The sequence below is a fragment of the Methylobacterium sp. Leaf117 genome (assembly GCF_001422985.1).
Taxonomy (GTDB): Bacteria; Pseudomonadota; Alphaproteobacteria; order Rhizobiales; family Beijerinckiaceae; genus Methylobacterium.
This window is the reverse complement of the sequence record NZ_LMNL01000023.1, coordinates 90,032-116,201: the sequence shown is the minus strand read 5'-3', so window position 1 is coordinate 116,201 and position 26,170 is coordinate 90,032. Positions and strand designations below refer to the sequence as shown.

At 68.7% G+C, this 26,170-nt stretch carries 21 protein-coding genes; 8 read left to right on the top strand and 13 right to left on the bottom strand.

Features of this window, described 5'->3' with window-relative positions; genetic code table 11:
• Positions 1-37 precede the first annotated feature (37 nt).
• The gene (locus ASF57_RS11970; protein ID WP_056483564.1) at positions 38-2,410 is read right to left on the bottom strand and encodes a UvrD-helicase domain-containing protein; all 2,373 of its coding nucleotides are present in this window, start codon (positions 2,408-2,410) and stop codon (positions 38-40) included.
• 191 nt (positions 2,411-2,601) lie between these two features.
• Here ASF57_RS11970 and ASF57_RS11965 point away from each other — a divergent pair, with 191 nt between their 5' ends.
• Together ASF57_RS11965 and ASF57_RS11960 are read left to right on the top strand one after the other, a co-directional pair.
• Positions 2,602-2,853 (top strand): hypothetical protein, encoded by a 252-nt coding sequence (locus ASF57_RS11965; RefSeq protein WP_056178648.1) that lies wholly within the window; start codon positions 2,602-2,604, stop codon positions 2,851-2,853.
• A gap of 158 nt (positions 2,854-3,011) precedes the next feature.
• Positions 3,012-6,587: an AsmA family protein gene (locus ASF57_RS11960; protein ID WP_056483561.1), complete on the top strand. Its 3,576-nt coding sequence runs from the start codon at positions 3,012-3,014 to the stop codon at positions 6,585-6,587.
• 110 nt (positions 6,588-6,697) lie between these two features.
• Here ASF57_RS11960 and ASF57_RS11955 read toward each other — a convergent pair whose 3' ends face one another.
• Positions 6,698-8,851, bottom strand: a complete 2,154-nt coding sequence (locus ASF57_RS11955) for a S9 family peptidase (RefSeq protein WP_056483557.1) — start codon at positions 8,849-8,851, stop codon at positions 6,698-6,700.
• A gap of 454 nt (positions 8,852-9,305) precedes the next feature.
• On the opposite strand from ASF57_RS11955, the gene ASF57_RS11950 reads away from it, so the two are divergent.
• Both ASF57_RS11950 and ASF57_RS11945 read left to right on the top strand, forming a co-directional pair.
• Positions 9,306-9,740, top strand: a complete 435-nt coding sequence (locus tag ASF57_RS11950; protein ID WP_056483554.1) for a MucR family transcriptional regulator — start codon at positions 9,306-9,308, stop codon at positions 9,738-9,740.
• A gap of 223 nt (positions 9,741-9,963) precedes the next feature.
• On the top strand, positions 9,964-10,860 hold the full coding sequence (locus ASF57_RS11945; protein ID WP_244476917.1) for a DUF6456 domain-containing protein: 897 nt from the start codon (positions 9,964-9,966) through the stop codon (positions 10,858-10,860).
• A 16-nt stretch (positions 10,861-10,876) separates the two neighbouring features.
• On the opposite strand, the gene ASF57_RS11940 is transcribed toward ASF57_RS11945, so the two are convergent.
• The 3 genes from ASF57_RS11940 to ASF57_RS11930 all read right to left on the bottom strand — a co-directional run bounded on the left by ASF57_RS11940 (position 10,877) and on the right by ASF57_RS11930 (position 13,575).
• The gene (locus tag ASF57_RS11940; protein WP_056178633.1) at positions 10,877-11,302 is read right to left on the bottom strand and encodes a SufE family protein; all 426 of its coding nucleotides are present in this window, start codon (positions 11,300-11,302) and stop codon (positions 10,877-10,879) included.
• Positions 11,303-11,385: 83 nt separating this feature from the next.
• Positions 11,386-12,426 (bottom strand): PAS domain-containing protein, encoded by a 1,041-nt coding sequence (locus ASF57_RS11935; RefSeq protein WP_056178631.1) that lies wholly within the window; start codon positions 12,424-12,426, stop codon positions 11,386-11,388.
• 144 nt (positions 12,427-12,570) lie between these two features.
• On the bottom strand, positions 12,571-13,575 hold the full coding sequence (locus ASF57_RS11930) for a D-glycerate dehydrogenase (RefSeq protein WP_056178628.1): 1,005 nt from the start codon (positions 13,573-13,575) through the stop codon (positions 12,571-12,573).
• Positions 13,576-13,863: 288 nt separating this feature from the next.
• Here ASF57_RS11930 and ASF57_RS11925 point away from each other — a divergent pair, with 288 nt between their 5' ends.
• Positions 13,864-14,460: an SH3 domain-containing protein gene (locus ASF57_RS11925; protein WP_056483551.1), complete on the top strand. Its 597-nt coding sequence runs from the start codon at positions 13,864-13,866 to the stop codon at positions 14,458-14,460.
• A 60-nt stretch (positions 14,461-14,520) separates the two neighbouring features.
• Here the strand turns inward: ASF57_RS11925 and ASF57_RS11920 are convergent, their stop codons facing one another.
• Positions 14,521-15,009, bottom strand: a complete 489-nt coding sequence (locus ASF57_RS11920) for a cupin domain-containing protein (protein WP_082503905.1) — start codon at positions 15,007-15,009, stop codon at positions 14,521-14,523.
• Between the two features lie 283 nt (positions 15,010-15,292).
• On the opposite strand from ASF57_RS11920, the gene ASF57_RS11915 reads away from it, so the two are divergent.
• Complete coding sequence (locus ASF57_RS11915) at positions 15,293-16,417, top strand: glycosyltransferase 61 family protein (protein WP_056483548.1); 1,125 nt, start codon at positions 15,293-15,295, stop codon at positions 16,415-16,417.
• Between the two features lie 18 nt (positions 16,418-16,435).
• Here the strand turns inward: ASF57_RS11915 and ASF57_RS11910 are convergent, their stop codons facing one another.
• The 6 genes from ASF57_RS11910 to ASF57_RS11885 all read right to left on the bottom strand — a co-directional run bounded on the left by ASF57_RS11910 (position 16,436) and on the right by ASF57_RS11885 (position 23,088).
• Complete coding sequence (locus ASF57_RS11910; protein WP_056178617.1) at positions 16,436-17,371, bottom strand: ABC transporter permease; 936 nt, start codon at positions 17,369-17,371, stop codon at positions 16,436-16,438.
• On the bottom strand, positions 17,364-18,524 hold the full coding sequence (locus ASF57_RS11905) for an ABC transporter permease (protein WP_082503903.1): 1,161 nt from the start codon (positions 18,522-18,524) through the stop codon (positions 17,364-17,366). The genes ASF57_RS11910 and ASF57_RS11905 overlap by 8 nt, the downstream gene beginning before the upstream one ends.
• Entirely contained in the window at positions 18,517-20,097 is a 1,581-nt protein-coding gene (locus tag ASF57_RS11900) for an ABC transporter ATP-binding protein (RefSeq protein WP_244476916.1), read from the bottom strand. Before ASF57_RS11900 ends, ASF57_RS11905 begins: the two co-directional genes overlap by 8 nt.
• Complete coding sequence (locus ASF57_RS11895) at positions 20,094-21,179, bottom strand: BMP family ABC transporter substrate-binding protein (protein ID WP_056178614.1); 1,086 nt, start codon at positions 21,177-21,179, stop codon at positions 20,094-20,096. The genes ASF57_RS11900 and ASF57_RS11895 overlap by 4 nt, the downstream gene beginning before the upstream one ends.
• A 143-nt stretch (positions 21,180-21,322) precedes the next feature.
• A complete protein-coding gene (locus ASF57_RS11890) occupies positions 21,323-22,336 on the bottom strand; it encodes a 2-oxoglutarate and iron-dependent oxygenase domain-containing protein (RefSeq protein WP_056483545.1) in 1,014 nt (337 codons plus the stop codon).
• 71 nt (positions 22,337-22,407) lie between these two features.
• Positions 22,408-23,088, bottom strand: coding sequence for an isochorismatase family cysteine hydrolase (locus ASF57_RS11885; protein ID WP_056179906.1), 681 nt, complete (start codon positions 23,086-23,088; stop codon positions 22,408-22,410).
• A 462-nt stretch (positions 23,089-23,550) separates the two neighbouring features.
• Between ASF57_RS11885 and ASF57_RS11880 the strand changes: the two genes are divergently transcribed.
• Entirely contained in the window at positions 23,551-24,639 is a 1,089-nt protein-coding gene (locus ASF57_RS11880; RefSeq protein WP_056483542.1) for a hypothetical protein, read from the top strand.
• 287 nt (positions 24,640-24,926) lie between these two features.
• The gene (locus tag ASF57_RS25750; protein ID WP_156376109.1) at positions 24,927-25,436 is read left to right on the top strand and encodes an alpha/beta hydrolase; all 510 of its coding nucleotides are present in this window, start codon (positions 24,927-24,929) and stop codon (positions 25,434-25,436) included.
• 139 nt (positions 25,437-25,575) lie between these two features.
• On the opposite strand, the gene ASF57_RS24745 is transcribed toward ASF57_RS25750, so the two are convergent.
• Positions 25,576-26,115: a GNAT family N-acetyltransferase gene (locus tag ASF57_RS24745; protein ID WP_156376108.1), complete on the bottom strand. Its 540-nt coding sequence runs from the start codon at positions 26,113-26,115 to the stop codon at positions 25,576-25,578.
• Between the last annotated feature and the right edge of the window lie 55 nt (positions 26,116-26,170).

The window sequence follows — 26,170 nt, the reverse complement described above, 5'->3', positions numbered from 1 at the left end:
GGTCGCGCCCCCCGGCGCTTCGCCGGGGCCTCGGGGATCAGGCCGCCTGGATGAAGCTGTCCAGCACCATCTTGCGGCCGGCCTTGTCGAAATCCACCGTGAGCTTGTTGCCGTCCACACCCGCGACGGTGCCGGGACCGAACTTGGTGTGGAACACCCGCATGTCGACCGAGAAGGCCGACGGCGCTCCGGTCGACGTGGCGATCAGTTCGCCCTCGATCTGGCGTGGTCCGCCGCGCGCCGCGGGAGCGCGGTTGCCGACGCCGAAGCCGTTGGGGTTCGCCTTGGCGTACTGCGCCGTGTTGGCCTGCGCCCGCTGCCAGCCCGGCGTGCCGTAGGACGAGCCGAACGGAGTCGGGTTGCGATCGAAACGCGACGCGCCGGCCGAGAAGTGTGCGGGTGCGTCGAGCACATCGACGCTGTCCTCGGGAAGCTCGTCGATGAAGCGGCTCGGGACGGTGGAGGACCACAGGCCGTGGATGCGCCGGTTGACCGCGAAGGACAGCTTGGCGCGCTTGCGGGCCCGGGTGAGGCCAACATGGGCGAGGCGGCGCTCCTCTTCCAGTCCGGCGCGGCCGCTCTCGTCCAGCGCGCGCTGGTTCGGGAACAGGCCGTCCTCCCAGCCGGGCAGGAACACGGTGTCGAATTCCAGGCCCTTGGCGGCGTGGAGCGTCATCAGCGAGACGCGGTCGGCCCCCTCCTGCTCGCTCGCCTCCATCACCAGGGAGACGTGCTCGAGGAAGGCCGCGAGATCGGGGAACTCCTCCATGGAGCGCACGAACTCCTTGAGGTTTTCTAGGCGCCCGGCCGCGTCGGCGGACTTATCCTTCTGCCACATCTCGGTGTAGCCGGATTCCTCCAGGATGGTCTGCGCCACCTCGGAATGCGGCTGCGTACCCACCAGGCGCGACCACCGTGAGAAGCTCTCGACCAGGGCCCGCACGCCGGAGCGGGCGCGGGGCTTCAGCTCGTCGGTCTCGACCACGAGCCGGGCCGCCTGAAGCAGCGGCACCCGCTCGGCGCGGGCATAGGCGTGGAGCGCCTGCAGGGTGGCGTCGCCGAGGCCCCGCTTCGGGGTGTTGAAGATGCGCTCGAAGGCGAGGTCGTCGGCCGGGTTGGCGGTGACGCGCAGATAGGCCAGCGCATCGCGGATCTCGGCCCGCTCGTAGAAGCGGGGCCCGCCGATGACCCGGTAGGGCAGCCCGAGCTGGACGAAGCGGTCCTCGATCTCGCGCATCTGCGCCGAGACGCGCACCAGCACGGCGATCTCCGACAGCGGATGCTGCTTGGCCTGAAGGCTCTCGATCGCTTCCGCGAGTTGGCGCGCCTCCTCCTCCGAATCCCAGGCGCCGGAGACCGTCACCTTCTCGCCGGCGACATCCTCGGTGCGCAGGGTCTTGCCCAGGCGCCCCTCGTTCTTGGCGATGAGGCCGGAGGCGGCGCTGAGGATGTGGCCGGTGGAGCGGTAGTTGCGCTCCAGGCGCACCACCACGGCGCCGGGGAAGTCGTGTTCGAACCGCAGGATGTTGTCGACCTCGGCCCCGCGCCAGCCATAGATCGACTGGTCGTCGTCGCCCACGCAGGCGACGTTGCGGTGCCCCTGGGCCAGCAGGCGCAGCCACAGGTACTGAGCGACGTTGGTGTCCTGATACTCGTCCACCAGGATGTAGCGGAAACGGCTCTGGTAGTTTTCCAGGACGTCGGGGTTCTCGCGCCAGAGCTTGAGGCAGAGCAGCAGAAGGTCGCCGAAATCGGCGGCGTTCAGGGTCAGAAGCCGGGCCTGGTAGGCCGAATAGAGCGTGCCGCCCTTGCCGAAGGCGAAGGCCTGGGCCTCGCCCGGGGGCACCTGCTCGGGCAGGAGGCCGCGATTCTTCCAGCCGTCGATGGCCGAGGACAGGGCGCGTGCAGGCCAGCGCTTCTCGTCGATGTTCTGGTCGACGATGACCTGCTTCATCAGGCGGAGCTGGTCGTCCATGCCCAGGATCGTGAAGTCCGAGCGCAGGCCGACCAGCTCGGCGTGTCGGCGCAGGATCTTGGTGCCGATGGAATGGAAGGTGCCGAGCCAGGGCATGCCCTCGCCGGCCGGGCCGATGAGCCCGCCGATGCGGTGCTTCATCTCGCGGGCGGCCTTGTTGGTGAAGGTCACCGAGAGGATGTCGAAGGGTCGCGCCTTGCCCGTGGCGATGAGGTGGGCGATGCGCGTCGTCAGCACCCGGGTCTTGCCGGTACCGGCGCCGGCAAGCACCAGGACCGGGCCATCCGTGGCCTCAACGGCGCGGCGCTGCTCGGTGTTCAGCCCTTCGAGATAAGGGCTCGCCTGCGGCCGCAGGGAGGCCATGGCACGGGCGGCGATGGAGGTCGGGGCGGCGTCGGAGGCGGAAGCGCCGGCCGCGTCGAGAGGCTTCGTCATCGCGCATCCCTGGACCAAAACGCGAACGGCGTCGAGAGTGATGCCAGTCCCCTCCCGGTCTTCGGGGGTCGGCCGACCGGTCGGTGCCGTTCGGGACGTGCGGCAGGATGCCGAGATTCGGGAAGCCGCCTTTCCATCGACGCGCGGTCTCACCAGATCAGGACGAAACCCCACCGAACAAGGACGTTCCGATGCTTAGCCCCCGCCTGTTCTTCGTTGCCGGCCTCGCGCTCCTGACGGCCGGCCCGGCCCTGGCGCAATCCTCGCGCGCCATCGACAGCCTCAACGCCACCAACGACCGGCTCTCCGACCGCAGCCAGCTGCGCGGCATCGAGCAGCGCCAACAGTTCGACACCAACCAGACGCGGATGCAGATCCAGCGCAGCGACCTGTTCCGGCCGAGCGCACCCGCGGCACCGATCGTGGTTCCGGGCCGGCGCTGAGCTGCGGCCGGGCCGGGATCGGCGGGACTGACGCAGGCCTCGTGTCGGACGGAGCGACTTTGACCGCGCCAGGGCTCTGGCGCGCGTCGGCCTCCCCTGTGCTATGTCCGCGAACGGAGCAGGGGCGAGCCCCCGGGTGACGAGGCGGAACAAACACGGTGCGTGACATCCTGACCGCGCTGGCGGGCGCCGTCATCCTGCTCCTCGTTGCGGCCCTCGCCGTCCCACCCTTCGTGGCCTGGGAAAGCTATCGCGCCACCCTCGACCGCACGATCAGCCGCTCGCTGGGCGTGACGGCGCAGACGGAGGGCCGGATCGGCGTCCGCCTCCTTCCCTCGCCCAGGCTGAAGCTCGATCGCCTCCGGCTCGGCGCCGCCGCCGGATCGGCGCCGAAGCTCGATCACCCGCTCCTCGATCTCCAGGGCGTCAGGGCCGAACTTGCACTGGCACCCCTGCTGAAGGGCGAGATCCGCTTCACCGAGACCCGGATCGGCCGGGCCGAGGTCAAGCTGCCGGTCACCGACGGTGAGGCCATACTGCTGCCGGCCCGCGGCTTGGCGGAGGCCCTGCGGCGCGACCTCGCCATCGAGGATCTGACGATCCGGCAATTCGTCCTGACAACCCAGGTGCCGGCGACGGGGCGGACCGAGCAGTTCTATGCCGAAGCCCTGCAGATCTCGGCCCCGGCGCTGGGCGGACCCTGGCGCGCGGAGGGAACCAGTCGCGGCGTACCTTTCCGGCTCTCGACGGGCGAGATCGGGTCCGACGGCGTCAGCGTGAAGATCGCCGGCGGTGGCGATACGCAGCCGCGCTTCGAAGCCGATGCCCGTCTCAGCCTTGCGCCCGCCGGAACGGGCGCGTCCGGTCGGCGCTTGGCGACCGCGGTCGCGGAAGGCAGCGCCCGCATCGTCGTCGGGCCACCGGTCCAGGCGGCAGGCGCCTATCTGCCGTTCTCTCTCGGAGGCAAGTTCACCGGGCGCGGCCTCACAGCCCGGTTCACCGATGTCGCCCTGGAGATCGATCCCGGCGGACAGGCCCTGCGCCTCGGCGGCACGGGGCAGCTCGACCTGAAGCAATGGCGCGCCGGCCTCGCCCTCTCGACCCGGCGCCTCGACCTGGATGCCTTCCTGACCTCGGCGGCCGGACAGGCGCTGATCGCGCGCGGCGTTCCGGCGATCGGCGGCCGGAACGGCTTCGGCCTGCCCGTGATGGTCGATCTGGACCTCGCGGTGGAGAGCTTGGCCCTCGGCCTCGACGAATGGTCGCGGCTCGCCGCCAGCGGCACCCTCGACCGCACCGGCGGGGTCGTCCTGCGTCGGCTCGACGTGACCGCGCCGGGTGCGGCGGTGCTCGGGGCCAGCGGCGAGATCGACACCGAAGCGGGCCTGCGCTTCACTGGACGGTTGTCCGTCGACGCCCCGGCCTCCGACAGCTTCGGCCGCTACCTGCGCCGTCTCGGGTTCGAGGGTCCGGCCGTGGCCGTGATGGATGGCCGACCGGTCCAGTTGGCCACCGATCTGTCGGTGGACGCCTTGACGGTGTCGCTGCGCAACCTGCGGCTCGGCCTCGGCGAGGCGCGCGTCACCGGGAATGCCCGCTACGCGGCAGCCGACGGCGCTCATCGGGGGCGGTTTGATGCGCAACTGGTCGCGCAGGGCCTCGACATCGCGACCCTGCCGGTCCTCGGAGGCACGCTGGCCGACCTACGGGGCCACGATGTCGGGCTCACCCTCCTGGCCCGCGACGTCCGCTACGGCCCGTCCGGCGCGCATTCGGGTGGCGGCACCATCGCGGCCAGCCTCCAGTCGGACGGCCCGAGCCTCGTGGTCGACAGCCTCGACATCAGCGATCTGGCAGGCGCCAACGCCAAGCTGTCGGGACGCATCGATCCGGACGGCACGGGCCGGATCGCCGGGCGGGTCTCGGCGGCGGTGGCCGCCCCCCTGTTCGCGCTCCTCGACCGGGTCTGGCTGGCGGAAGCCCAGCGAATCCCGGCCTTCCTGCGCGCCGGAGCCCTCGACCTTGCCGTCAGCCTCGAACGGGATGCCGGCACGGCCGATACCCTCCGGGTCGCCGCCAAGGGCGAGGCCGCCGGTGGCCCCCTCGACCTCGACCTCCGGAGCCGTTCCGGCCGCATCGACAGCCTGGACCTCACCCTCGCGACGGCGGATGCGGGAACCTGGCTCGAACGCCGCGACATCCCGGCCCTGCGGCGCCCCGGCCGCCTTCGCCTCGTCGGTACGCCCGGCCCTGCCGAAGCCGATGGCAGACCGTTCGGGCTCGCCCTGCGGGTCAGCGGGTCCGTCGCCGACGTCACGATCGCGACGGTGCAGCCCGTCCTGCTGGACGGCCGCGAGAGCCTGCCCAGCGCCGGCGAACTGCACCTCAGCCTGCCGGACGTGGCGCCGTTCCTGACCCTCGCCGGCAGTGCCGTGCCGATCCCGGGTCCACTTCCGGCCGAGCTCGGCTTGCGCCTGTCCCGGGCCGGGCCGGATGCACGGGTGGGCCTCGTCGGCCGAGTCGACGGCGCGCCGGTGTCGGCCGACCTCACGCGCACGCCGGAGGGCGAGATCCACGGCAGCGCCAGCCTCGCGCGCCTGTCGCTGCCGCTCCTGGCCGCCGCCACGGTCCTGCCGTCCGAACCGTCCAAGGCCGCGGCCTCCGATCCGGCCAGCGCGCGCTTCGCGCCGGTTCCGGCCGCGCAAGCCTCCATCTCCCTCGCCCTCCGGGTCGATACCCTGGACCTCGGACGCGGACTGGTCGCGACCGGCGCAGCCCTGGGCGTCAGCCTCGACGGGGAGACCCTGACCCTCCGCGACCTCGACGCGACCCTCGCGAAAGGTCGGGTCGCCGGCAGCGCGACCGTGACGCGTCAGGGCGGCGGCGCGGCCGTTTCGGGCGAAGGCACGCTCACCGATGCGGCGATCTCCGGCCTTGCCGGTGGCGGCCCCGTGGCGGGTCGCGTTACGGCGCAACTGCGCTTCGGGGCCTCCGGTACCAGCCTCACCGGCCTGATGAACAATCTCGGCGGCAGCGGAGAGATCACTTTGGCGGGCCTCAGCCTGCCGGGTGCCGATCCGGCGGGACTCCAGCGGGCGGTGACGCGAGTGCTCGGGGAAGACGATCCCCTTCGCGAGGGGCGGCTCCAGGCCCTCGTGGTGGAAGAACTCGGCGCAGGTCCACTGACGGTGCCGGGGCCGGTCTCCAGCCCGGCAAGCCTCGTCGGCGGAACGCTGCGGGCCGGTCCCCTCACCCTGGAGCTGGGTGTCGCCAAGTGGAGCGGCACCTGGGGCTTCGACCTGCGAACCGCACGTCTCGACGCGCGTGGGACGCTCAGCGCAGGACAGCCGCCGAAAGGCTGGACCGGAGGGAACCCGGCGATCCAGCTCGGTTTCAGCGGGCCGATCCATGCCCCCGAGCGCAGCATCGATGCCGGGCCGGCGACGAACGGCCTTGCGGCCCTGGTGCTCCAGCGCGAACTCGAGAAGATCGAGATCTTCGAGGCCGACCAGAGCGAGCGCCAGCGCCGCCGCGCCCGCATCGAGATGGACAAGGCTCGCGCGGCGGCCCTGAAGGCAGCCGCCGATAAGAGTGCGGCCGAGGAGGCCGCCCGTGAAGCACGGGACGCGCAGGCTCGCGAGGCCGAAGCTGCCCGGGAAGCCGCCCGCGAGGCCGCGCGGCGCCTGCGCCCGGAGGCGGAGGCACCGCAGCCCGAGGCGACGCCTCAGCCCTAGAGTTTGTCAGGGATCAGCGGAAACCGGTGATCCCGACCAGACAAACGGAAACGAGGGGCTCGCGAGTCTGGTTGGTTCAGAATGAACCTGACAGGCTTGAGAAATCCGGCTCAGGCCTTACCGACGGCCCGGAGGGCGAAGGCCTGGATCAAGCCGACCTCTTCGAGGCGGTCGAAGCGTCCGGCCGCGCCGCCGTGGCCCGCCTCCATGTTGATGCGCAGCAGGATCGGGCCGCCGCCGGTCATGGTCGCTCGCAGGCGCGCGACCCATTTGGCCGGCTCCCAATAGGTCACCCGTGGGTCGGTCAGTCCGCCAAGCGCCAGGATGGCCGGGTACGGCTTCGCCGCGACGTTGTCGTAGGGCGAGTAGGACAAGATCGTCTCGAACGCCGTCAGGCTCTCGCGTGGATTGCCCCATTCGGGCCATTCGGGCGGCGTCAGCGGCAGTTCGCCGTCGAGCATGGTGTTGAGAACATCGACGAAGGGCACGTCTGCGACGATGGCGGCGAAGAGTTCCGGCGCAAGGTTGGCCACCGCCCCCATCAGCATGCCGCCGGCCGAGCCGCCATGGGCCACGATGCGGCCCTCGGCCGTGTAGTTCGCCTCGATCAGCGTCCGGGCGCAGGCGACGAAATCCGAAAACGTGTTGGGCTTCTTCTCGCGCTTGCCATCGAGATACCAGCGCCAGCCCTTCTCGGTCCCGCCGCGCACGTGGGCGATGGCGTAGACGAACCCGCGATCGACCAGCGACAGGAGGTTGGTGCGGAAAGCCGCCGGCATCAGCGTGCCGTAGGAGCCGTAGCCATAGAGCAGCAGCGGCGCCGAGCCGTCGAGGGGACAGTCACGGCGGTGCAGCAGCGAGATCGGCACCGTCTCGCCGTCCGGCGCCGTGGCGAAGAGACGGCGGGTGACGTAATCCTCCGGCTTGTGCCCGCTCGGCACGGTCTGCCGCTTCCGCAACTGCCGCGCCCGGGTCACGCAGTCGTAATCGTAGGTCTCGGCCGGCGTCGTCATCGACGAGTAGGTGAAGCGGATCACCGCCGTCTCGAACTCGTGGCCGGGCTGGAGACCCAGCGAATAGGCTTCCTCGGCGAAGGCCACCACGTGCTCGCTGCCCTGCGTGTCGCGCACGACGATCCGAGGGCGTGCATTCTCGATCTCGAGACGGACCAGATGGTCAGCGATCACGTGCTGATGGCGGATCATCACGCCCGGTCGATGGGCGATGACGTCGGTCCAGTTCTCGCGCGCCGGCGCTTCCAGGCGGGCGGTCACGATCTTGAAGTCCTCGGCACCCTCCGCGTTGGTGAGGATGAAGAGGTGATTGGCCCAGTTCTCGACCGAATAGATCAACAGGGGCTGGCGCGGCTGCACCACCATCAGGGTTCCGTCGGGCACCCGCCGGTCCAGCAGATGGACCTCCGAGGTCTCGTGATCGCTGGCGGTGACCGTTAGAAAATCGCCCGACTGCGTCTCCTCGATATGCACGAAGAAACCGGAATCCGGCTCCTCGTAGACGAGGGTGTCGGCCTCCTGCCCGGTGCCGATCCGGTGGCGCATGACCCGGGCGGGGCGATGGTTCTCGTCGACGGCGACGTAGAAGAACGCCTGGTTGTCGGCCGTCCAGACGACCTCACCGGTGGTCGCCTCGATGCGGTCGGGCAAATCCGCTCCGGTCTCGAGCGTGCGGACCTGGATGGTATGCAGTTCCGATCCCTTGGTGTCGGCGCTCCAGGCCAACAACGCGTGATCCTCGGAATGGACCGCCGAGGCGATCTCGAAGAAGGCGAGCCCCTCCCCCTCTCGATCCCCATCGAGAAGGATCACTTCCCCCTCCTCCGGTCCGCCATCCGCCGCCGTCTCAGCCCCCTGACCCGGCATGACGACGACGGTGCGCGGGCGCCGGCACACCAGCGGATGCTGGCCGCCCTCACGATGCCGGGTGTAATAGGCATAGGGTCCGTCCGGCTCGGGCACGCTGCTGTCATCCTCGCGGATGCGCGCCCGCATCTCGGCGACGAGCGTCCGGCGCAGGTCCGCGCTCTCGGCAAGGGCCGCTTCCGAGTAGGCGTTTTCAGCCGCCAGATACTCCCGAATACTATCGGGCAAAGCGGCAGGATCTTTCAGGACGTCGCGCCAATTGTCAGCCTTCAGCCAAGCGTAATCATCGCTCAACACACGACCGTGAACCTCGTAGCTGTGCGGCCTCACATCCGCGATGGGAGCAACGGAGGGCGTGGAAATTGATGCGGACTGGGACGCCATCGCGAAAATCCTGTCACAGGTGCGTGAGAAAGGGCCGTCTCGGTCCCTTCGTCCTGCCATGTGGCCCGGACGAGGCCGACAGGCAAGCAGCCCGGAGACAGGCTCACCCTCTGCCGGATCGGCACGGACAAGATTGCCAAATCGACCCGCCAAGTGGCCCGAGACCATCCCCCAATGGTTTCGATGTCAAATTCTGGTGATCAGAGATTGTTGAAATATTGTTCTAAGGTGTTGCTTAAGATTACCGAAGACGCGCATTGCCGTCTTGCGACCTGATCAGGAATAGCATATCCAGAAATCGTGGCGGGCGAAGTTGCTGCGCATTCTATAGCGCATGCGGGACAGATGGCGACGCGGCGGAACCGATCCGCAGAGCCTATGGGCGTGGACGCGCAAGCGTCCGAACTCCCTGTAACCCTTTCAAACGCATCGCATTAGGAGAATTCTTCCGATCATGAGCGACATCGAACATTCTGCGGATTATGTCGAGCTGACCGTCGACATTGTTTCAGCTTATGTGAGCAACAACCCGGTGCCTTCCGGTGAGCTGGCGCAGTTGATCACGCAGACTCACAGCGCTCTGAAGCAGATTGCCACCGGTCAGATCGAGGCGAAGGCATCGTCTGCACCGCTTCAGCCTGCAATCTCCGTGAAAAAATCCATCACGGCAGACCATATCATCTGCCTGGAAGATGGGCGGACCTTCAAGTCGCTGAAGCGTCATCTGCGCGCGAAGTACGACATGAGCCCGGAGCAATACCGCGCCAAATGGGGCTTGCCGTCCGATTATCCGATGGTTGCTCCGAATTACGCCAAGGCGCGCTCCGCCCTCGCGAAGGCGATCGGCCTTGGCCAGACCCGGAACGGGAATTACGACGAAGCCGCCTGAACAGGCCGCGACCGGCCTCCGGTCGATGCGATCGCTACCGCGGCGGGGGTGTCGACCCCCGTCTCGGGGACCGATCCCAGGATTGTCTGGTCCGGGCGCCGACGATGCGCCAACCCGGAATCGCTTTCCTGGAAAACGCGTCAAGACTTGATCTAGGCTTTTTTTCCCTTACTATCGAGGGCATGGCGCTTGCCCGCCACCGTTCTGAGTAATGGAACAAATCATGAACAAATCTCGCTCGACCCCGCCTGTCGCCATCACGACCCCGTCGACCGACCGCGGCACCGGACGTGATCCGTCCGCTCATCCCGAGGGGACGGCGATCGGCCCGGAGGCCAGGCGTCTGCTCGCGGCTTTGGCACCGGAAGGCTCCTATGCGCTTCCCGATTCCACCGACGCCGAGGGCTGGATCGTTCGAGAGGGAGGCAAAGGGATTTCGGTGGGAGGCGGCCGGTTCCGCCAGGGCGCAGGGGCCGAACTGCTGGTTCGGGATCTCGCGGAACGCGGCACGGGCCGGCGTGCCCGGCTGACGATCAGTCCGGCCGGACGCGCCCGCTTGCGGCGCGAGAGCGCGGGCGCCCATCCGCCCTATCTCGCCCAGCATCTCGAACTCGTGGGACGGGGTCCCGGGCCAGACCGACCCGTCCGGGACGCCACGGAAAGTCCTCTCGCCTGGATGGCACGCCGACGCGACCGCGACGGTACGCCTCTCATCGACGCGGCCTGCTTCGAGGCGGGCGAGCGCCTGCGCCGCGATCTCGCGGGGGCGGCGCTCATGCCTCGGATGGGACAGGACTGGAGTGGCGTGAAGGTCGATGGTTCGGGTCCGCGCGATCCGGCCGCCGGGTCCGACGCGATGCTGGCTGCGCGCCAGCGCGTGCGTGCAGCCCTCGGTGCCGTCGGCAACGACCTGTCCGGATTGCTGATCGACCTCTGCGGCTTCCTGAAGGGGCTGGAGCGGATCGAGGCGGAGCGGCGATGGCCGGCACGCTCGGCCAAGGTTGTCGCTCGCATCGCCCTGGCACGGCTGGCCGAGCATTATGGCCTGGAGCGCGAGGCCGTGGGGCCGAACCGCAGCCGCCTGCGCCAGTGGCGTGAGCCGGTCGCAGGCTTGAACTGAGGCGGTGCGCCTTGCCTCAGGCAGCCGTGAGACGGACCGCATCCCGGTGGATGCGCTCCGCCATGGCGCGAACGCCGTTGGAGCGCTTCGAGGTGAGATGGGCACCGAGGCCGATCTCCTTGAAGACCTGGAAGACGTCGACCTTTGCGATGTCTTCCGGCGTCTTGCCGTCATGAAGCGCCATCACCAGGGCGATCAGTCCCTTGGTGATGACCGAGTCGCTGGTTCCCCTCAGATGGAGGCGGGGCGGCTCCTGCGAGCGATCGATGTGAGACTCGACCCAGACCTGACTTTCGCAGCCGTGGACCCGATTGTCCTCGGTCAGCATGTCCTCGGGAAACGGCGGCAGGGCACGCCCCAGTTCGATCAGATACTCGTAACGGTCCGGACCCTCATCCAGGATTCCGAAATTGTCGACGATGGTCTCGATGGGTGGAAGCATGGTCCGGGTGGGCTCGCCTGCGTCGGGTGTCTTCTGCGTCGGGTGTCTTCCGCATATAGTCCCTGCGCGCGCCAATGCGATCCTCAGGACGGCTGAGCCAGCACCTCCGGCAATTGCAGTTCCAAGGGCTCGGCGGCGGTGCCGACGCCCCGCACCGCGATCTCGGCCTGCGACGCATAGGCGGCGATCAGGCGCGGACCGAGGTTCGGCACCTCGAGCTTCCCCGGCGCGGCGCCCTCGCCCGCACCGGACACGATGTTCAGCCGCACCGGACCGCCGGCCGCCGCATCGATCTGGATCGCGATGGCGCAGGCGACGGATTCAGCCGTGGTGTCGAGGCACTCGGACACCACTTCGGCCACGATCATGCCGAGGGCATTGGCGGTGCGCGGCTCGACGAGACTGGTCCCGCGTCCGCCGACGGTGACACCGATCCGCCCGGCCCGGCGCAGTTGCCCGAGGCCGGAGGCGAGGCGGTGCAGGTAGTCGCGCAGGTCTATGGAGGCGATGTGCGGCGCTTCGTGCAGGTGCTGCTGCACCAGCGCGATGGCGCGCACCCGTTGCCCGAGCGCCTCGAAACTGCCCCGGCACGGAGCCGGCGCGGCACGCCCGTAGAGACCGATCAGGCTGACCATCACTTGGAGGTTGTTGCGGACGCGGTGGTAGACCTCGGCCAGCAAGGCCTCCTTCTCCACCAGGGCGCGCTCGGAATCCTCCTCGGCGTGCTTGCGATCGGTGATATCGAAGCAGGTGCCCAGGAACCCGACGAAATCGCCGTTCTCCCGCAGGGGCTTGGCCGTATCGAGAAGCCACCGGTACGCCCCGTCGTGACGCCGGAGACGGAATTCGGCCGTGAAAGGCTCCTGCGCCTCGAACGCCTTCGCCACGAGGGCGGCGTGACGCTCCAGGTCGTCGGGATGGAGACCGCGGCGCCAGCCGTGGCCGAGTTCCTCGTCCGGCGACCGGCCGGTGAAGGCCAGCCAGGATTCGTTGTGATGAACGGCGGCGCCGTGATGATCGGCACGCCACATCATCAGGGGCACGAAATCCGCGAAGCGGCGGAACTCGCCGCACCCCATTACGCTCACCGATGCCGCCTCGGTCGACGGTGTGTCCGCGGCCATGATACTTTGATCCACCCGTTCCTGGTACCGACCCCGCCATGGCCAGTGCCGGTCAACGTGCCGGGCATGGGCCCGTTCCGATCCTACGTTGTGACGAACGCCGTCATCCCCAGGGACCTGTGCCGATCGCCGGGAGGCCTGCGTTCAGAGCATGCTGGGAAGGATACGGTCGGGGGGCCGGTGCCCGTCCATGAAGGTCTTGATGTTGATGATGACCTTCTCGCCCATATCGACGCGGCTCTCGTGCGTCGCCGAACCCATATGCGGCAGGAGCACGACCTTACCGGCGCGGGCGAGCTTGACGAGGCGGGGGCTGACCGCAGGCTCCTGCTCGAACACGTCGAGCCCGGCGCCGGAGATGTCGCCGGCCTCGAGCAGGCGCGCGAGGGCGTTCTCGTCGATGACCTCGCCGCGGGCGGTGTTCACCACCACGGCCTCGGGCTTCAGCAGCTTGAGGCGGCGGGCCGAGAGCAAGTGGTAGGTCGCGGGGGTGTGCGGGCAGTTGACCGACACGATGTCGACGCGGGCCAGCATCTGGTCGAGGGATTCCCAGTAGGTCGCGTCGAGGTCGCGCTCGATCTGGGCCGGAACCCGGCGGCGGTTGTGATAGTGGATCTGCAGGCCGAACGCCTTGGCCCGGCGGGCCAGGGCCTGGCCGATCCGACCCATTCCGACGATGCCGAGGCGCTTGCCGGTGATTCGGCGACCCAGCATCCAGGTCGGCGACCAGCCGGTGGTCCAGGCGTCGTCCGGAATGATCCGGGCGCCCTCGGTGACGCGGCGGGCGACCGCGAGGATGAGCGCCATGGTCATGTCGGCGGTGTCCTCGGTGAGGACGCCGGGGGTGTTGGTGACGGTGATGCCGCGCTCCAGGGCGGCGGCCACGTCGATGTGATCGACACCGTTGCCGAAATTGGCGATCAGCCGCAGGTTCGGGCCGGCCTGGGCGAGGAGGCCCGAATCGATCTCGTCGGTGACGGTGGGCACGAGCACGTCGGCTTCGCGCAGGGCCGCCACAAGGGCGTCGGGCGCCAGGGCGGCATCGTCGGTGTTGAGCCGGATCTCGAAGAGCTCGCGCATGCGCGTCTCCACGGCCTCGGGCAGACGCCGCGTGACGACCACGAGCGGCTTGCGCTTCAACGACGACATGCACCCTCCCCGCGCACGGTGTCGCTCGGCGTCCACGTCCGATCCGGCCGAGACCCGGCCCGAGATCCGACGCGGCGGACGACGCCGCAAGCTTACCGTGCGTTAACCACGCACCGGTCAAGACATTCGAGACGACGGGCCGGCAGCCCACAAGGCTGTGGCGACCCCGGGGGTCTTGCGACCCTGTGGGCCTCTCTACCAGAGAGGCGGCGGAACACAATGCACGCCGGGGCCCGCCGCCACCCTGGGGCGACGCCCGCCCCGGACAGCGTGAAGGATCACCGGACGATGCGCGCGCCTGCCCTGCTCCCGACCCTTTCCACCGCCTTGCCGGCCCTGTTGCTCGCCACCCTCCTGTCCACCGGCCCCGTCGCGGCGGCCTCGGCGGCGGGCGCCGGCCCCGACGTCGCGCTCGGGCCGGTGACCAAGCTGCCGCTGCCGCGCTACGCCAGCCTGAAGACCGACCGGGTCAACCTGCGCGAGGGACCCTCGAAGGACCACCGCACCCTCTGGGTGTTCCAGCGGGCGGGGCTGCCGATCGAGATCGTGGCGGAGTTCGAGACCTGGCGTCGCATCCGCGACTCCGAGGGCACCGAGGGCTGGGTGCTGCACTCGCTGCTGTCCGGGCGGCGCACCTCCGTGGTCACCGCCGGAAAGGGCGCGGACAAGAACCCGGACAAGGCCGCCGTGCCGCTCTACGCCAAGGCCGATGCCGCCTCCGGCGAGGAAGCCCGCCTCCAGGCCGGCGTGATCGGCAACGTCAAATCCTGCACCGGGACCTGGTGCCGCATCGTCGTGGCCCTGCCGTCGAAGCGGGGCGACGTCGACGGCTACATCCGCCAGGACCGGCTCTGGGGCGTCTATCCCAACGAGAAGGTCGATTAGGCGATCGGCCCGTCAGGATTTTTGCCTCTCGGCACTGCTGTCAGTCAGAAGTTGTGCCGGTCAGGATTGCCGCATGAAGGTGTCGGGGGTCCCGGTTCCGTCGGTGACGAAGCGGATGTCGCGGGGCTCGCGTCGGGGGGTGTCGACGGAGAGGAACACCATCGGGTGCTCCAAGATCTCGGGCACCGAATGCACCACCCCGCGCTTGAAGAACACCAGCGTGCCGGGGCCGACCGTGACCGGGGCCTCGTCGCCGAACGCCATCCGGCAGCGGCCGGACAGGACGTAGAGGTACTCGTCGCAGGAGGCATGACTGTGGGGCGGCGTCGGGTGGTAGACCCGGAACACCCGGGCGCTCGCGGCCGGATCGTCGGTGAAGCGATGATCCGCCACCATGGTGTCCGAGGTCTCGGGCAGGCGCGCCGCATAGGCCGCCACGTCGAAGACGCCATGCGCCGTCAGGCTGGCCGGGTCCGCCGGCAGGCTTGTCAGGTCCGCCGACAGGCTTGTCGGGTGGTCCGCATTCTCCGCGAGGGTGTCGGTCCGCATCACTCGGGTGCCCCATTCGGTCCTGATGGCGCGGGTTTTCGCGCGCGATGCGCCATCCTAGCGGAAAAAGCGCTGCCCGGGAGCCCGGACGATGGACCGGGGCCGGAACCGGTTCGCAAGTCCGGTTCGCACGACCGGATCGGCTTGCCCAATCCGGCTTGCCCAGTCCGGCTTGCCACGGCGGCGGGTCCCTGGGCATCGTCCACCCGGCGCGGCGCCCCGGGCGCAAGGCCGCAGGCCGGCGAGGGAGCGGGTTTGGCAGGCGGAGCGGACGGAGCGGCCCATGTCGGTGAGTGAACCGGACCTCCTGTCGGCCGACGACGTGATCGATCTCCGCCGCAACGTCGAGGGCGGGCGCGGCACAGTGATCGACGTGACCCGGGCGGAGCGCTCTCGCCTGATGCCGCCGGCCTTCCTGGCAGGCGCCGTCACCCCGGGCCTGCTGCGGCTCTATCACGCCCAGCACGTGGTGCTCGGGACGGCGGTCTACGCGCTGCCCGACGCCGAGATCGTCGGCGAGGGCATGATCCTCACCGAGGGCCGGTTCAACCTCAGCCTCGACCTGCAGACCGACCTCGACTACCTCAACCGCCACCACCGGGGCACGCGCGCCCGGCAGGCCGAGGCCAGGCGCGTCCAAGCCCCCGGCCGGTCGGTGCTGCTCGCCGGCCCCGGTCATCTCGGCTACGGCCACTGGCTCGTCGATTTCCTGCCGAAGCTCCACCTGCTGCGGGCAGCCGGCTACCGGGTCGAGCGCCTGAGCTTCCTGCTGCCCGACGACACGCCCGGCTTCGCCCGGGCCTGGCTGGCGCTCCTCGACATCGGCGAGAGCCAGTGCCGGTTCTACGACCGGACCCGCGACCGCGTGGCCTGCGACGAACTCCTGGTGCCCTCGACGCTGCGGTTCGGCACGCGGGTGTCGCCTCTGTTCGCCGAGGCCGCCGCCGGCCTGCGCCGGGCCGCCCTCGGGCGGGGGCGAGGCTCGCGCACCCGGACGAAGCTGTTCGTGGCGCGCTCGGCCAACGCCCTCACCCACAGCCCCCGGCAGCTGGTGCAGCGGCAGCTGTTCGAAGACCTGGCCGTGGCCCGCGGCTTCACCCGCGTGACACCGGAGCGCCTCGGCCTGCGCGAGCAGGTCGCCCTGTTCCAGTCGGCCGAAATCCTGGTCGGCGAGTACGGCTCGGGCCTGCACGGCTCGATCTTCGCGGAGCCGGGCAGCCTCGTCCTGGCCGCCCGCGACAATCAGGCCGACCTCGGCTTCCTGCAATCGGGCCTCGACGCCGTGATGGGCCATCAGACCGGCTACCTGATCGGCGCCCCCGACCCGGAGGGCGGGGGCGGGTTCTCGGTCGATCCCGCCGACCTCGCCCTGGCCTTCGACTGGCTGAGCTGGCCGCGGGATCGGTGACGGGGGTTTCGGGCCGGCTCAGCGACGCTCCTCGCGCATGTGGGCGACGCCGAGGGCCCTCGGCTCCAGGCTCCGGCCGTCCTGGCGCAGGCAGATCCAGATCATGACCGCGAGGGTGGCCAGGTAGGGCGTCATCAGGAGGAGGTATTGCGGCAGGGCGAGGCCGGCGGCGGCGATGCGGGGGATCAGCGCCTCGATGCCCCCGAACAGGAGTGCGCCCCCGAGCGCCCGCCAGGGCTGCCAGCGGGCGAAGATCACGAGGGCGACGGCGATCCAGCCGCGCCCGCCCGTCATGCCCTCGACCCAGATCTTGGCGACACCGACCGCGAGATAGCCGCCCGCGAGCCCGACCAGTGCCGAGCCGAGGGCGATGGCCCCGTACCGGGTCAGGGCGACGCCGATGCCGGCGGCATCGGCCGCGTCGGGGCCGTCGCCGACGGCCCGCAGCCGCAGCCCGAACATCGTCCGGTTGAGGACATAGGCGACGAGGGCAACGAGGGGGACCGTGGCGAAGACCAGGGGATCGTGCTGGAACAGGATCGGCCCCAGCACCGGAATCTCGGCGAGCGACCCCAGGGGAACGTTGTGCAGGCCCGCCACGGGCCGGCTGGTCCAGCCCGCCCGCGTGGCGATCACGCCGGTCATGCCCTGCGCCAGGAAGACCAGGGCGAGGCCACCGATGACCTGGTTGACCCGCAGCGTCACCACGAGCAGCGCATAGACCAGCGAGAGCAGAGCCGCCGCGAGCGCCGCCACGATCAGCGCGAGGAGCGGATAGTCGCCGACCCCGAGCAGAACGCCGATGCCGCTCATGGCGCCGATGAGCAGGAAGCCTTCGGCCCCCAGGGAGAGCACGCCGGCCTTCTCGGTGATGATGAGGCCGAGCGCGGCGAGCGCGTAGGGCAGCGCGAAGATCGGCACGTTGGCCAGCCAGTTGACGAGGAAGTCAAACATCGGGACGCCTTCCCGGCACCCATCGCACCCGGTGCCGCAAGAAAAAATCGGAGGCGGCGACGCCGATGACGATCACCGCCTGGATGAGTTGCACCATCGCGCTGGGGATGCCGTAGAACACCTGCAGGCTCTGTCCGACCACGTAGAGCACGCCGACCAGCACCGCGGTGACGAAGGTGGCGAGCGGATTGTTGCGGGCCAGGAACGCGATGAGGATGCCGGAGAAGCCGTAGCCGTTGAAGAACGACTGAGTCAGCCGGTACTCGACGCCCGCGCAGATGCTGAAGCCGGCCAGACCCGCCAGCGCCCCCGACAGCAGGGCGGCGGCCAGCATCACCCGCGTCATCGGCAGGCCCTGACCCTCGCCCAGGCGCGGATTGGCTTCGGCCACGCGGGAGAGGAACCCGAAGCGGCTGACGTTCAGCAGCCACCAGCACAGCAGGGTGAGGAGACCCGCCAGCGGCAGCGCCCAGGTCAGGTCACCCCAGCCGAGACTGCCGAGACGCTCGGCGAGGTCGTATTGCTTGGAATTCGGGAAGCTGCTCACCGGGTCCTGCCAGGGCCCGTACAGCAGCTGCAGCAGCCCGTTGAACGCGACGTAGTTCAACAGCAGCGTCGAGATGACCTCGTTCAGCCCGATGCGGATCTTGAGGACGGCCGGGACCAGCACCCAGGCTGCCCCGGCCAGCGCCGCCGCCAGCATCATCAGGCCGAGCCGCGCGGGCGCCGGACCGACATCGTGGATCGCGATGGCGGTCGCCGCCATCGCGCCCAGGATCATCTGACCCTCGATGCCGATGTTCCAGAACCGCACCCGGAAGGCGACGGCCGCCGCGAGCCCGACGATGGCGAGGGGACCCGCCTGGACCAGCACCGCCGCCAGGCTGGACCGGCTGGTCACCATCGAGACGACGAATTCCTGGAAGAGATCCGAGAGGCCGACGCCGGAGACGACCAGGATGGCGGTCGCGAGCCCGATCCCGACGACGAGGCCGCAGGCGAGCACGACGCCCTGATACCAGCCGGAGACGTGCTGCCGGATTTCGACCGTGACGCGGCCGCGCCCGGCCAGCTTGGCCGCGGGCAATTCGGGCACCGGCACCGGCAGCTCGGGGGCGGGGGACAGGAGGGGAATGGGAAGGGTTTCAGGCATGGTGCACCATGGCGACGCCGATGGCCTGCCGGTCGGCGGGCGCGTCGAACTCGCCCACGATCCGGCCCCGGCTCATGACGCCGATCCGGTCCGACATCAGCATCACCTCGTCGAGATCCTCACTGATCAGGAGCACGCCCGCGCCCGCGTCGCGGGCCTCGCGCAGGCGGCGGTGGATATCGGCCGTCGCCCGCACGTCGAGCCCGCGGGCCGGAGAGTGGGCGAGGACGAAGCGGGGCCGGCCGGCGAATTCGCGGGCGATGACGAGCTTCTGCGCATTGCCGCCCGAGAGCAGGCTGGCCTTCTGGCGCGGGCTGCGCGCGCCCCGGATGTCGAAGGCCGCGATGGCGGCTTCCGTGCCGGCGCGGATCGCGGCGCGATCGACCCGCAGCCAGCCGCCGAAGCGCCCGGAGGTCAGCCCGCCCACCGCGTAGTTCTCGGCGACCGAGAGGTCGCCGGCCAGGCCGTAGACCTGACGGTCCGCCGGGATCGCGGCCAGACCCCGCGCCCGGCGCAGCTTGGGACCGGTGCCGGTGACGTCGTCGCCCGCGAGCGCGATGCGCCCGGCCCCGGCGCGGCGCACCCCCATGAGGATCTCGGCGAGTTCGGTCTGCCCGTTCCCGCCGACGCCGGCGATGCCGTAGATCTCCCCCGCGCGGATCGTGAGGTTCAGGCCGTGCAGGGTCTGCAGCCCGTCCGACCGGGTGCCCGCGAGGTCTTCGACCGCGAGCACCGGGCCTTCGATCCGGGTGGCCGGGCAATGGACGGGGTTCGCGGTGGCGCCGACCACCAGGGTGGTGAGTTCGGCCGCCGTGAGGCTCGCCGGATCGGCGCTGGCGACGATGCGGCCGCCGCGCATCACGGTGACGCGGTCGGCATGGCGCTGCACCTCGCCAAGCTTGTGGGTGACGAGGATGACGGCCGCACCCTGGCGCGCCAGGGCCTGCATGGTGGTGAGCAGCGCCTCCGCCTCGCGGTCGGTGAGCACGGCGGTGGGCTCGTCGAGAATGAGGATACCGGCGCCGGCCACCAGCACCTTGAGGATCTCCACGCGCTGCTGCTCGGCCACCGACAGGCTTCCGACCGGCCGCCGGAGATCGACCGCGAAGCCCACCGCCTCGCTCTGCGCGCGGATGGCCGCCTCGACCTCGGCGAGGCCGGTGCCGTAGCGGGGCGCCCCCTGCGCCAGCAGGATGTTCTCGACGGCGTTGAAGGCTTTGACGAGCTTGTAATGCTGGTAAACCATGCCGATTCCGAGGTGCCGGGCCGCGACCGGCCCGCTCAGCTCGACCTCGCGGCCCCGCACGCGGATGCGGCCCTGGTCGGGCCGATAGAGGCCCGCCGCCACGTTCATGAGGGTGGATTTGCCGGCGCCGTTCTCGCCCAGCAGGGCGTGAACCTCGCCGGTTTCCACCGCGAAGTCGGCCTTGGCGAGCGCCTGAAAGCCGTCGAAGGTCTTCGAGACGCCGAGGAGTTCGAGGGCCATGCCCATCGCTGCACCGTCCATGGGGTTGATCGCTTCGTCGGACACGGGATGGCGGCCGGGTGCGAAGCCCGGCCGCCGAACGGTCATTTCTGGGTGATCACGCCCTTCACGTACCAGTCCATCTTCCAGAGGTCCGCGTCGCTCAGGACCTGTCCGGCCGGGACCCGCAGCTTGCCGTCGCGATCCTCGAGGGGACCGGCATAGATCTGCTTGCCCTCGATGATCGCCTTGCGCTCGGCCAGGATCTCCTTGACCGCCGCCGGGGGCACGGCCGGACCGCAGCAAGCGATATCGGTGCCACCCTTGGCCATGCTGAGTAAGGCGCCGTTGGGCGCCGGCACCCACGTGCCGGCCATGATCTTCTTGATCTCGGGGAGCAGGGCCTTGTCCCAGGTCCAGACCGAGGAGCAGATGGTCGCCTTGGGGGCGAATTCCCGCATGTCGCGGTGGTGGCCGGTGCCGTAGATGCCGCGCTCCTGCGCGACGATCTGGGTGGCGGGCGTGTCCACGTGCTGGCCGAGCACGTCGACACCCTGGTCGACCAGGGCCTCGGCCGCGGCGCGCTCCTTCACCGGGTCGTTCCAGATGCCGGTATAGACCACGTTGAGCGTGGCGTTCGGGTTCATCTTGCGGGCGCCGAGTTCGTAGGCGCTGATCGTCCAGTTCACGACGCCGAAGGGATTGGCCGCGACGAAGCCGAGCTTGCCGGTCTTGGACACGGCGCCGGCGGCCATGCCGCACAGATACTGGCTCTCGTAGGTGCGCCCGTAGACCGATTCGAGGTTCGGCCCGTTGGTGGTGCCCGACAGGTTGAGGAAGGCGACGTCGGGATACTTCTCGGACAATTCCTTGAAGGTGTCGGAATAGCCGAAGGCGGTGCCGATGATGATGTTGTAGCCGCGCTTGATGAAGAGCTCGACCACCGGCCGGATCGCCGTGGCGTTCTCCTTCACCCCGTCCACGGCCGGGATCTTCATGTCCAGCGCCGCTTCCATCTTCACGCGGGCCTCGTCGGCGGCCTGCGACCAGCCACCGTCGTTCTTCTGCCCGAAGATCACCATGGCGATCTTGGGTTCGGCCTTCAGCTTGAAGGGCGCCGCGACGGCCGGCGCGAGCGGGAGCAGGAGTGCCAGCGCCACCGCGGCGGCTTTGAAGAAGGGTCGTGTCATAACGTTGAAACCTCCAGGAGAAACGCCGCCGGATGGGGGCGCAGAGAGCGGTGAGGGGTGGTGGGTGGACGGGGCGGGGCGCCGGCTGGCGTCACGACGCCGGCGTGACCCGGACGGTGTCGACGGAGGCGCGGCGCGCCATCTCAGGCTGCCCGCGCGACCCTGCCGAAGGTCGTCTGCTTGACGAACTTCGCGCGCAGGTGGGCGCCCGAGGTGACGGGCGCATATTTCGCGGGCCTGCCGGGTCCCTGGCAGGTCGGCAGGCAGGCCACCTCGGCGTCGTAGTTCGGCTGGTGGAAGAACACGATCGACAGACGATCGACGTTCTCTTCCGTATCGAATCTCGGGTTGACCACCCGATGGACCGTCGATGACCAGATGTCGTTGGTCCATTGCTGCATCAGGTCGCCGATGTTCACGATGAAGGTGCCTGGAATCACCGGCACATCGACCCATGCGCCGAGCTTGTTCTTCACCTGCAGGCTCCTGTCGCCGATCTCCTTGCGCAGGATCGTCATGCTGCCGTAATCGGAATGGGCGCCGGCGCGGAGCTGATCGAGCAGCGGGGCGTTGGTCTGGGCCGGGTAGCGCAGGGCGCGCATCATCGAGATGCTCTTGTCGATGGTCGGATCGAAGTGGGTCTCGTCGAGCTTCAGCCCGAGGGCGAAGATCCGCATCAGGTCACGCGCCAGGCGGTCGACCGCGCGGAAATACGCCGTCCACACCGTCCGCAACTCCGCCGGTTCATTCGGCCAGATGTTCGGGGCGAAGTGCGGCCCGGCGGCGGCGGCGAACGCATAGGCATCGTCGGGCGGCACGTCGACCGGGCCGATCGAGAGCGATTCCTTGATGTCCGGCGGCGTCGGCGCGTCGAGGCTGAAGGAGAGGCCCTCCCCGCCCACGGCGCTGTAGCCCCGGACCTGATCGGGGGCCGGCCGTTCGACGGCGAGCTTCTCGGCATGAGGACGCTCGAAGAACGCCTTCGAGACCGCGTAGGTCGTCTCGATCAGCGATTCCGGGATGCCGTGGCCCGAAACCACCAGGAAACCGATATCCCGGCACGCCTGATCGACCTCGGCGGCGACGGCGGCTTTGCCCTCCGGCGTCCCCGCACGGTAGGGCGTCAGATCGATCACGGGAACCTGCAGAAGCGTCATGGCGAGGTCCTTAGTTTGACCATATGGTCAGAAACCGTAAGGCAAACCCCATGCCAGCACAGGTTGCGCACCTACGGCAGGCGGCAACGCCAGGCCTGCGTGATCATCGCGGCGTCGCTGACGAGGCCGAGATGCGTGGCGACGATGCGCAGGGCGGACGCCTCCAGGGCGGCGTCGGTGCCGGCGACGAGGTCGGCCGCCACGACGACGTGGTAGCCGAGGTTCGAAGCGTCGAAGGCCGAGTTGAGGATGCAGCAATCCGCCAGGCATCCGTCGAACACGATGGTGCGCGTGCCGAGGTTGCGGAGCAGAAAATCCAGGTCGGTCGGATGGAAGGCCGAGAGACGTTTCTTGCCTTCGACGATCAGATCCCGGTCCTCCACCTCGGTGACGAAGTCGTTCCAGCGTGTTCCCTCGATCGCATGCTCGTCGGCGTTGGGGATGTCTCCGACATGCAGCGGGAAGACCAGGCGCCAAGCGGCCTTCAGGCCGTTGACATCGTCGACGCCGCCTGCGCGAAGCCTGCTGCGCACGTGGATGACGCGGATGCCGGCCGCCCGCGCGGTCCGGTGAAACGCGTCGACCGCCGGTACGATGGCCCGGGCGCGGGGCGCCGGGCACGGGCAGGCCGGGTCGTCATCGAGATGACCGCGATGCAGGTCGATGGAGACGACCACGGTCGTCGCTGGATCGAAGAAGGGCGCGAAGGCCGCGCCGAGTTCCTGCGGCCGACCATCGATATAGCTTCGCATCGCGAGCGCGACTCCCACCGGCCCCACACCCATGCGGACGAGGCCCCCTGGGTCATCACTATCGGTGCCGCGCCGATCTTGCGACGATCAAGCTGCAACTGAATTAATCAGACTTGCTCTTTTCTTTTTCAGTAAGTCCATCGCGCGAGCAGATCGGCCGATCTTGGGCAGGCGGCTCGTTGCGTGTGGCCTCCGGCAGCGAACGAGCGATCCACGCCCCCTCGGCCTGGCGAACAGAAGGACGCCGCGTGCGGCGCACGGACGTTCGCCGGCTTTTGATCGGCGGCCCTCCCGGAACGAAGCGTTAGGAATCTCCGCGGAAAAGCCTGCGCGCCTGAAGACTTCGTAAGTCCCATCGCGGTCATGAGGATAGACCGCGAAACACCCGGAAAGTCTGGTTTCGCGGCCCCTGCGCGTTTGCGATCGTCCGATCGCGCGCGTTTTCGGACTTGGAGAAACACCATGCGTTGTGGCCGTCTCGGAGGATCGCGCGTCGCGACCCTCGTCGTCATCCTCGGCGCGGGTCCGTCCCTCGCGGCCGAGCGGCAGCCCTTCGAGATGGTGAAGGGCTGGGAGATCGAGCGCACGATCGGCGACACCAGCCCGCATGCCTGCCTGATGAGCCACACCTACCAGGACAAGGACGACGGGAACGCCGTCAACGGCATCATCTTCGCCCTGGGTGAGACGGAAGCGGCGCTCGGCCTCGTCTATGAGAACTGGACGTGGGACAAGCAGGAGAGCGTGAAGGTGCCGTTCTTCCTCGACAAGACCCGCTACGACGCCAAGGCGCGCTGGATCGGCGACGGGCAATCCCTCACCGCCACCTTCCCGACGAGCATCGTCCCCAGGCTGATGGCGGCCCAGACCATCATCCTGAAGTTCGACAACGGCAACGCCGATTTCGAGATCGGCGGATTTGCGGAGGGCTACGAGTCCCTCCGGCGCTGCAACGCCGCCAAGGCCGAGATCGCCAAGGCTGAAACTCCCAAGGCCGAGGCTTCCAAGAGCGAGGCTCCCAAGGCCGAGGCTCCTAAGATTGAGGTTCCCAAGATTGAAGCTCCCAAGGGCGGAGCCGCCGTGGCCGCGGCCCCCGTGGCAGCCCCGCCGGCCCCTGCCCCGGCCCCCGCAGCCCCCGCACCGGCAGCCCTCGCGTCGGCCGGGCGCTATGAGATCACCACCATCGGCAAAGGCGCCGATTTCACCGGCTGCATGGCGCTGAACGAGCCTGCGGGCCTCGCCCTTGTGGCGGTCGGGCCGAGCCTCGGCCTCATCGCCACCTCGGCGAAGTTCCCCTTCCCGAAGGGCAGTGCCGTCGCGGGCGCCTGGACGGTGGATGGGGCCGGGGCCACCGACTTCGCCGCCAAGATCGACACCGCTCGGACCGTCTCGATCGATGTCCCCAACACCGTCGAAGCGGTGACGCGGCTCACCACCGGCAAGAGCCTCGTGATCCAGGCGAACGGCATCGCGGTGCCCTTCGCCCTCGGCCCGATGCAGCAGGCCTTCACCGACCTGTCGACCTGCATGGGGACCAAGAAGGCGCCGTAACGCGAGGTGGCACCCGCGGGGCGGCCTTGCGCCGGTCCGCGGGGGTGGCAAAGGATTTTGAGATGCAACGCGCCGGGCCGGATCGGAAGGCCCCAGACCGGAAGCCGATTTCGGACACCAGCCTCAGAATCCCAAGGCACCGAAACGATGACATTCAGAAAATAGGACTTTATGCTTGGAAGCGCGGCGCCCCTGGAGCATCGAGAGCCTGCGCTTCAGAGATCTGAAAAGTCGGGAAGCGGCGGAGCCGACGTTGAACGCGATCCCTCCTGGAATGGTGAATATCGATGCGCTTCATCGTTGTTTCCGATATCTACGGCTATCCATTACATATGGACTGGCTGCGAGAGTATGGAGCAATCGAGTTCCTGTTCCTGGGCGATCTTTGTGACCGCCCCAATCTCAGCGGACCTGATCTTCATAGTTACTTGTTCAAGCAGAGAGGCTTGGAGTGCGTTGCATCGCGGTTATCCCGATTTCCAAGGGATGAGCTGCATGGATTGGGTTTCAGTGCGGGAGGAACAGCCTTGTGGAGAGCTGCAGGCGAAGGAATGCATTTGGAGAGGCTGGTCTGCGTATCCTCCACGCGCCTGCGATATGAGCGGACTCGCCTCGCCATTCCAACGCACACGTTCTGGGGAGAGTGCGATCCGCACCGGCCCGATGAGGAGTGGTGCCGCTCGATCCCGAACCATTCCCAGGTCTACCCCGGACTCGGACATAGCTTTTACCATCAGGCCAGTGGCGTACCCAGTGCGGCACATCAGGCCGACCTGATTCGGGTGCTCACCGACTGACCACGCCCTTCCGATGTCGGTCCCTGCCCGCGACCCGCATGCCAGTTAGACGCCGCATCGGGGCGCCACTCTATCCGCCTCAAAACGGGATGTAAGCGTGTAGACATCATCCATCCCGCCTTCACGACAGACGGACTGGTTACGGTGGCGCCATCGCTCCGCCAGCGTTTGGACGTTGCGCTATCCAAGTCAGGCCACTGAACTCACCTCGTGGATACCGAGCCGTGAAGTCGCTCTTCATGTCGCGTTTTAAGCCAAGACGCCGCATGACGTTCTGCGAACGAACATTATCTGCGGCTGTATAGGAAACGATTTCCGGCACATCGAGAACAGTCCAAGCCCGCTCCAAAGCCTCGCGAGCACTCGCCGTTGCCAGACCTTGCCCCCAGACATCACGACGAAATCGCCAGCCGACTTCGTAATGCGATCCAAGAGGATGGTCGGGATCGCGGTGCAGCATCACACCTGCATAACCCAAAAACTGTTCCCTTCCGCGATCAACCACCGCCCACCGGGATATGCCGGTGCGGTCCCAAGCTTGACGATATCGGTCGAACTTCTCGCGGTTGGTGGTGTCATCGAAAGGACCGCCGAGGTCAGCCATGACATCGGCGTCGCGGTGCAGGGTCGCGAAATCATGCCAGTGATCTTCGGACCATCGTTGTAGCTCGAATGTCATTCGGCCCCTGCGTATCGCTTTGACCACCACCGTAACGGGACATCCGTTCGAACAT

Bases quoted from the DNA above. Each gene is read 5' to 3' on its own strand.
- ASF57_RS11940 (WP_056178633.1), bottom strand. From the start codon at position 11,302: ATGCTTCCACCCATCGAGACCATCGTCGACAATTTCGGAATCCTGGAT.
- ASF57_RS25750 (WP_156376109.1), top strand. From the start codon at position 24,927: ATGCGCTTCATCGTTGTTTCCGATATCTACGGCTATCCATTACATATG.
- ASF57_RS11885 (WP_056179906.1), bottom strand. From the start codon at position 23,088: ATGCGAAGCTATATCGATGGTCGGCCGCAGGAACTCGGCGCGGCCTTC.
- ASF57_RS11935 (WP_056178631.1), bottom strand. From the start codon at position 12,426: ATGGCCGCGGACACACCGTCGACCGAGGCGGCATCGGTGAGCGTAATG.
- ASF57_RS11910 (WP_056178617.1), bottom strand. From the start codon at position 17,371: ATGTTTGACTTCCTCGTCAACTGGCTGGCCAACGTGCCGATCTTCGCG.
- ASF57_RS11955 (WP_056483557.1), bottom strand. From the start codon at position 8,851: ATGGCGTCCCAGTCCGCATCAATTTCCACGCCCTCCGTTGCTCCCATC.
- ASF57_RS11915 (WP_056483548.1), top strand. From the start codon at position 15,293: ATGTCGGTGAGTGAACCGGACCTCCTGTCGGCCGACGACGTGATCGAT.
- ASF57_RS11895 (WP_056178614.1), bottom strand. From the start codon at position 21,179: ATGACACGACCCTTCTTCAAAGCCGCCGCGGTGGCGCTGGCACTCCTG.
- ASF57_RS11970 (WP_056483564.1), bottom strand. From the start codon at position 2,410: ATGACGAAGCCTCTCGACGCGGCCGGCGCTTCCGCCTCCGACGCCGCC.
- ASF57_RS11880 (WP_056483542.1), top strand. From the start codon at position 23,551: ATGCGTTGTGGCCGTCTCGGAGGATCGCGCGTCGCGACCCTCGTCGTC.
- ASF57_RS11965 (WP_056178648.1), top strand. From the start codon at position 2,602: ATGCTTAGCCCCCGCCTGTTCTTCGTTGCCGGCCTCGCGCTCCTGACG.
- ASF57_RS11945 (WP_244476917.1), top strand. From the start codon at position 9,964: ATGAACAAATCTCGCTCGACCCCGCCTGTCGCCATCACGACCCCGTCG.
- ASF57_RS11920 (WP_082503905.1), bottom strand. From the start codon at position 15,009: ATGCGGACCGACACCCTCGCGGAGAATGCGGACCACCCGACAAGCCTG.
- ASF57_RS11950 (WP_056483554.1), top strand. From the start codon at position 9,306: ATGAGCGACATCGAACATTCTGCGGATTATGTCGAGCTGACCGTCGAC.
- ASF57_RS24745 (WP_156376108.1), bottom strand. From the start codon at position 26,115: ATGACATTCGAGCTACAACGATGGTCCGAAGATCACTGGCATGATTTC.
- ASF57_RS11930 (WP_056178628.1), bottom strand. From the start codon at position 13,575: ATGTCGTCGTTGAAGCGCAAGCCGCTCGTGGTCGTCACGCGGCGTCTG.
- ASF57_RS11925 (WP_056483551.1), top strand. From the start codon at position 13,864: ATGCGCGCGCCTGCCCTGCTCCCGACCCTTTCCACCGCCTTGCCGGCC.
- ASF57_RS11905 (WP_082503903.1), bottom strand. From the start codon at position 18,524: ATGCCTGAAACCCTTCCCATTCCCCTCCTGTCCCCCGCCCCCGAGCTG.
- ASF57_RS11900 (WP_244476916.1), bottom strand. From the start codon at position 20,097: ATGACCGTTCGGCGGCCGGGCTTCGCACCCGGCCGCCATCCCGTGTCC.
- ASF57_RS11890 (WP_056483545.1), bottom strand. From the start codon at position 22,336: ATGACGCTTCTGCAGGTTCCCGTGATCGATCTGACGCCCTACCGTGCG.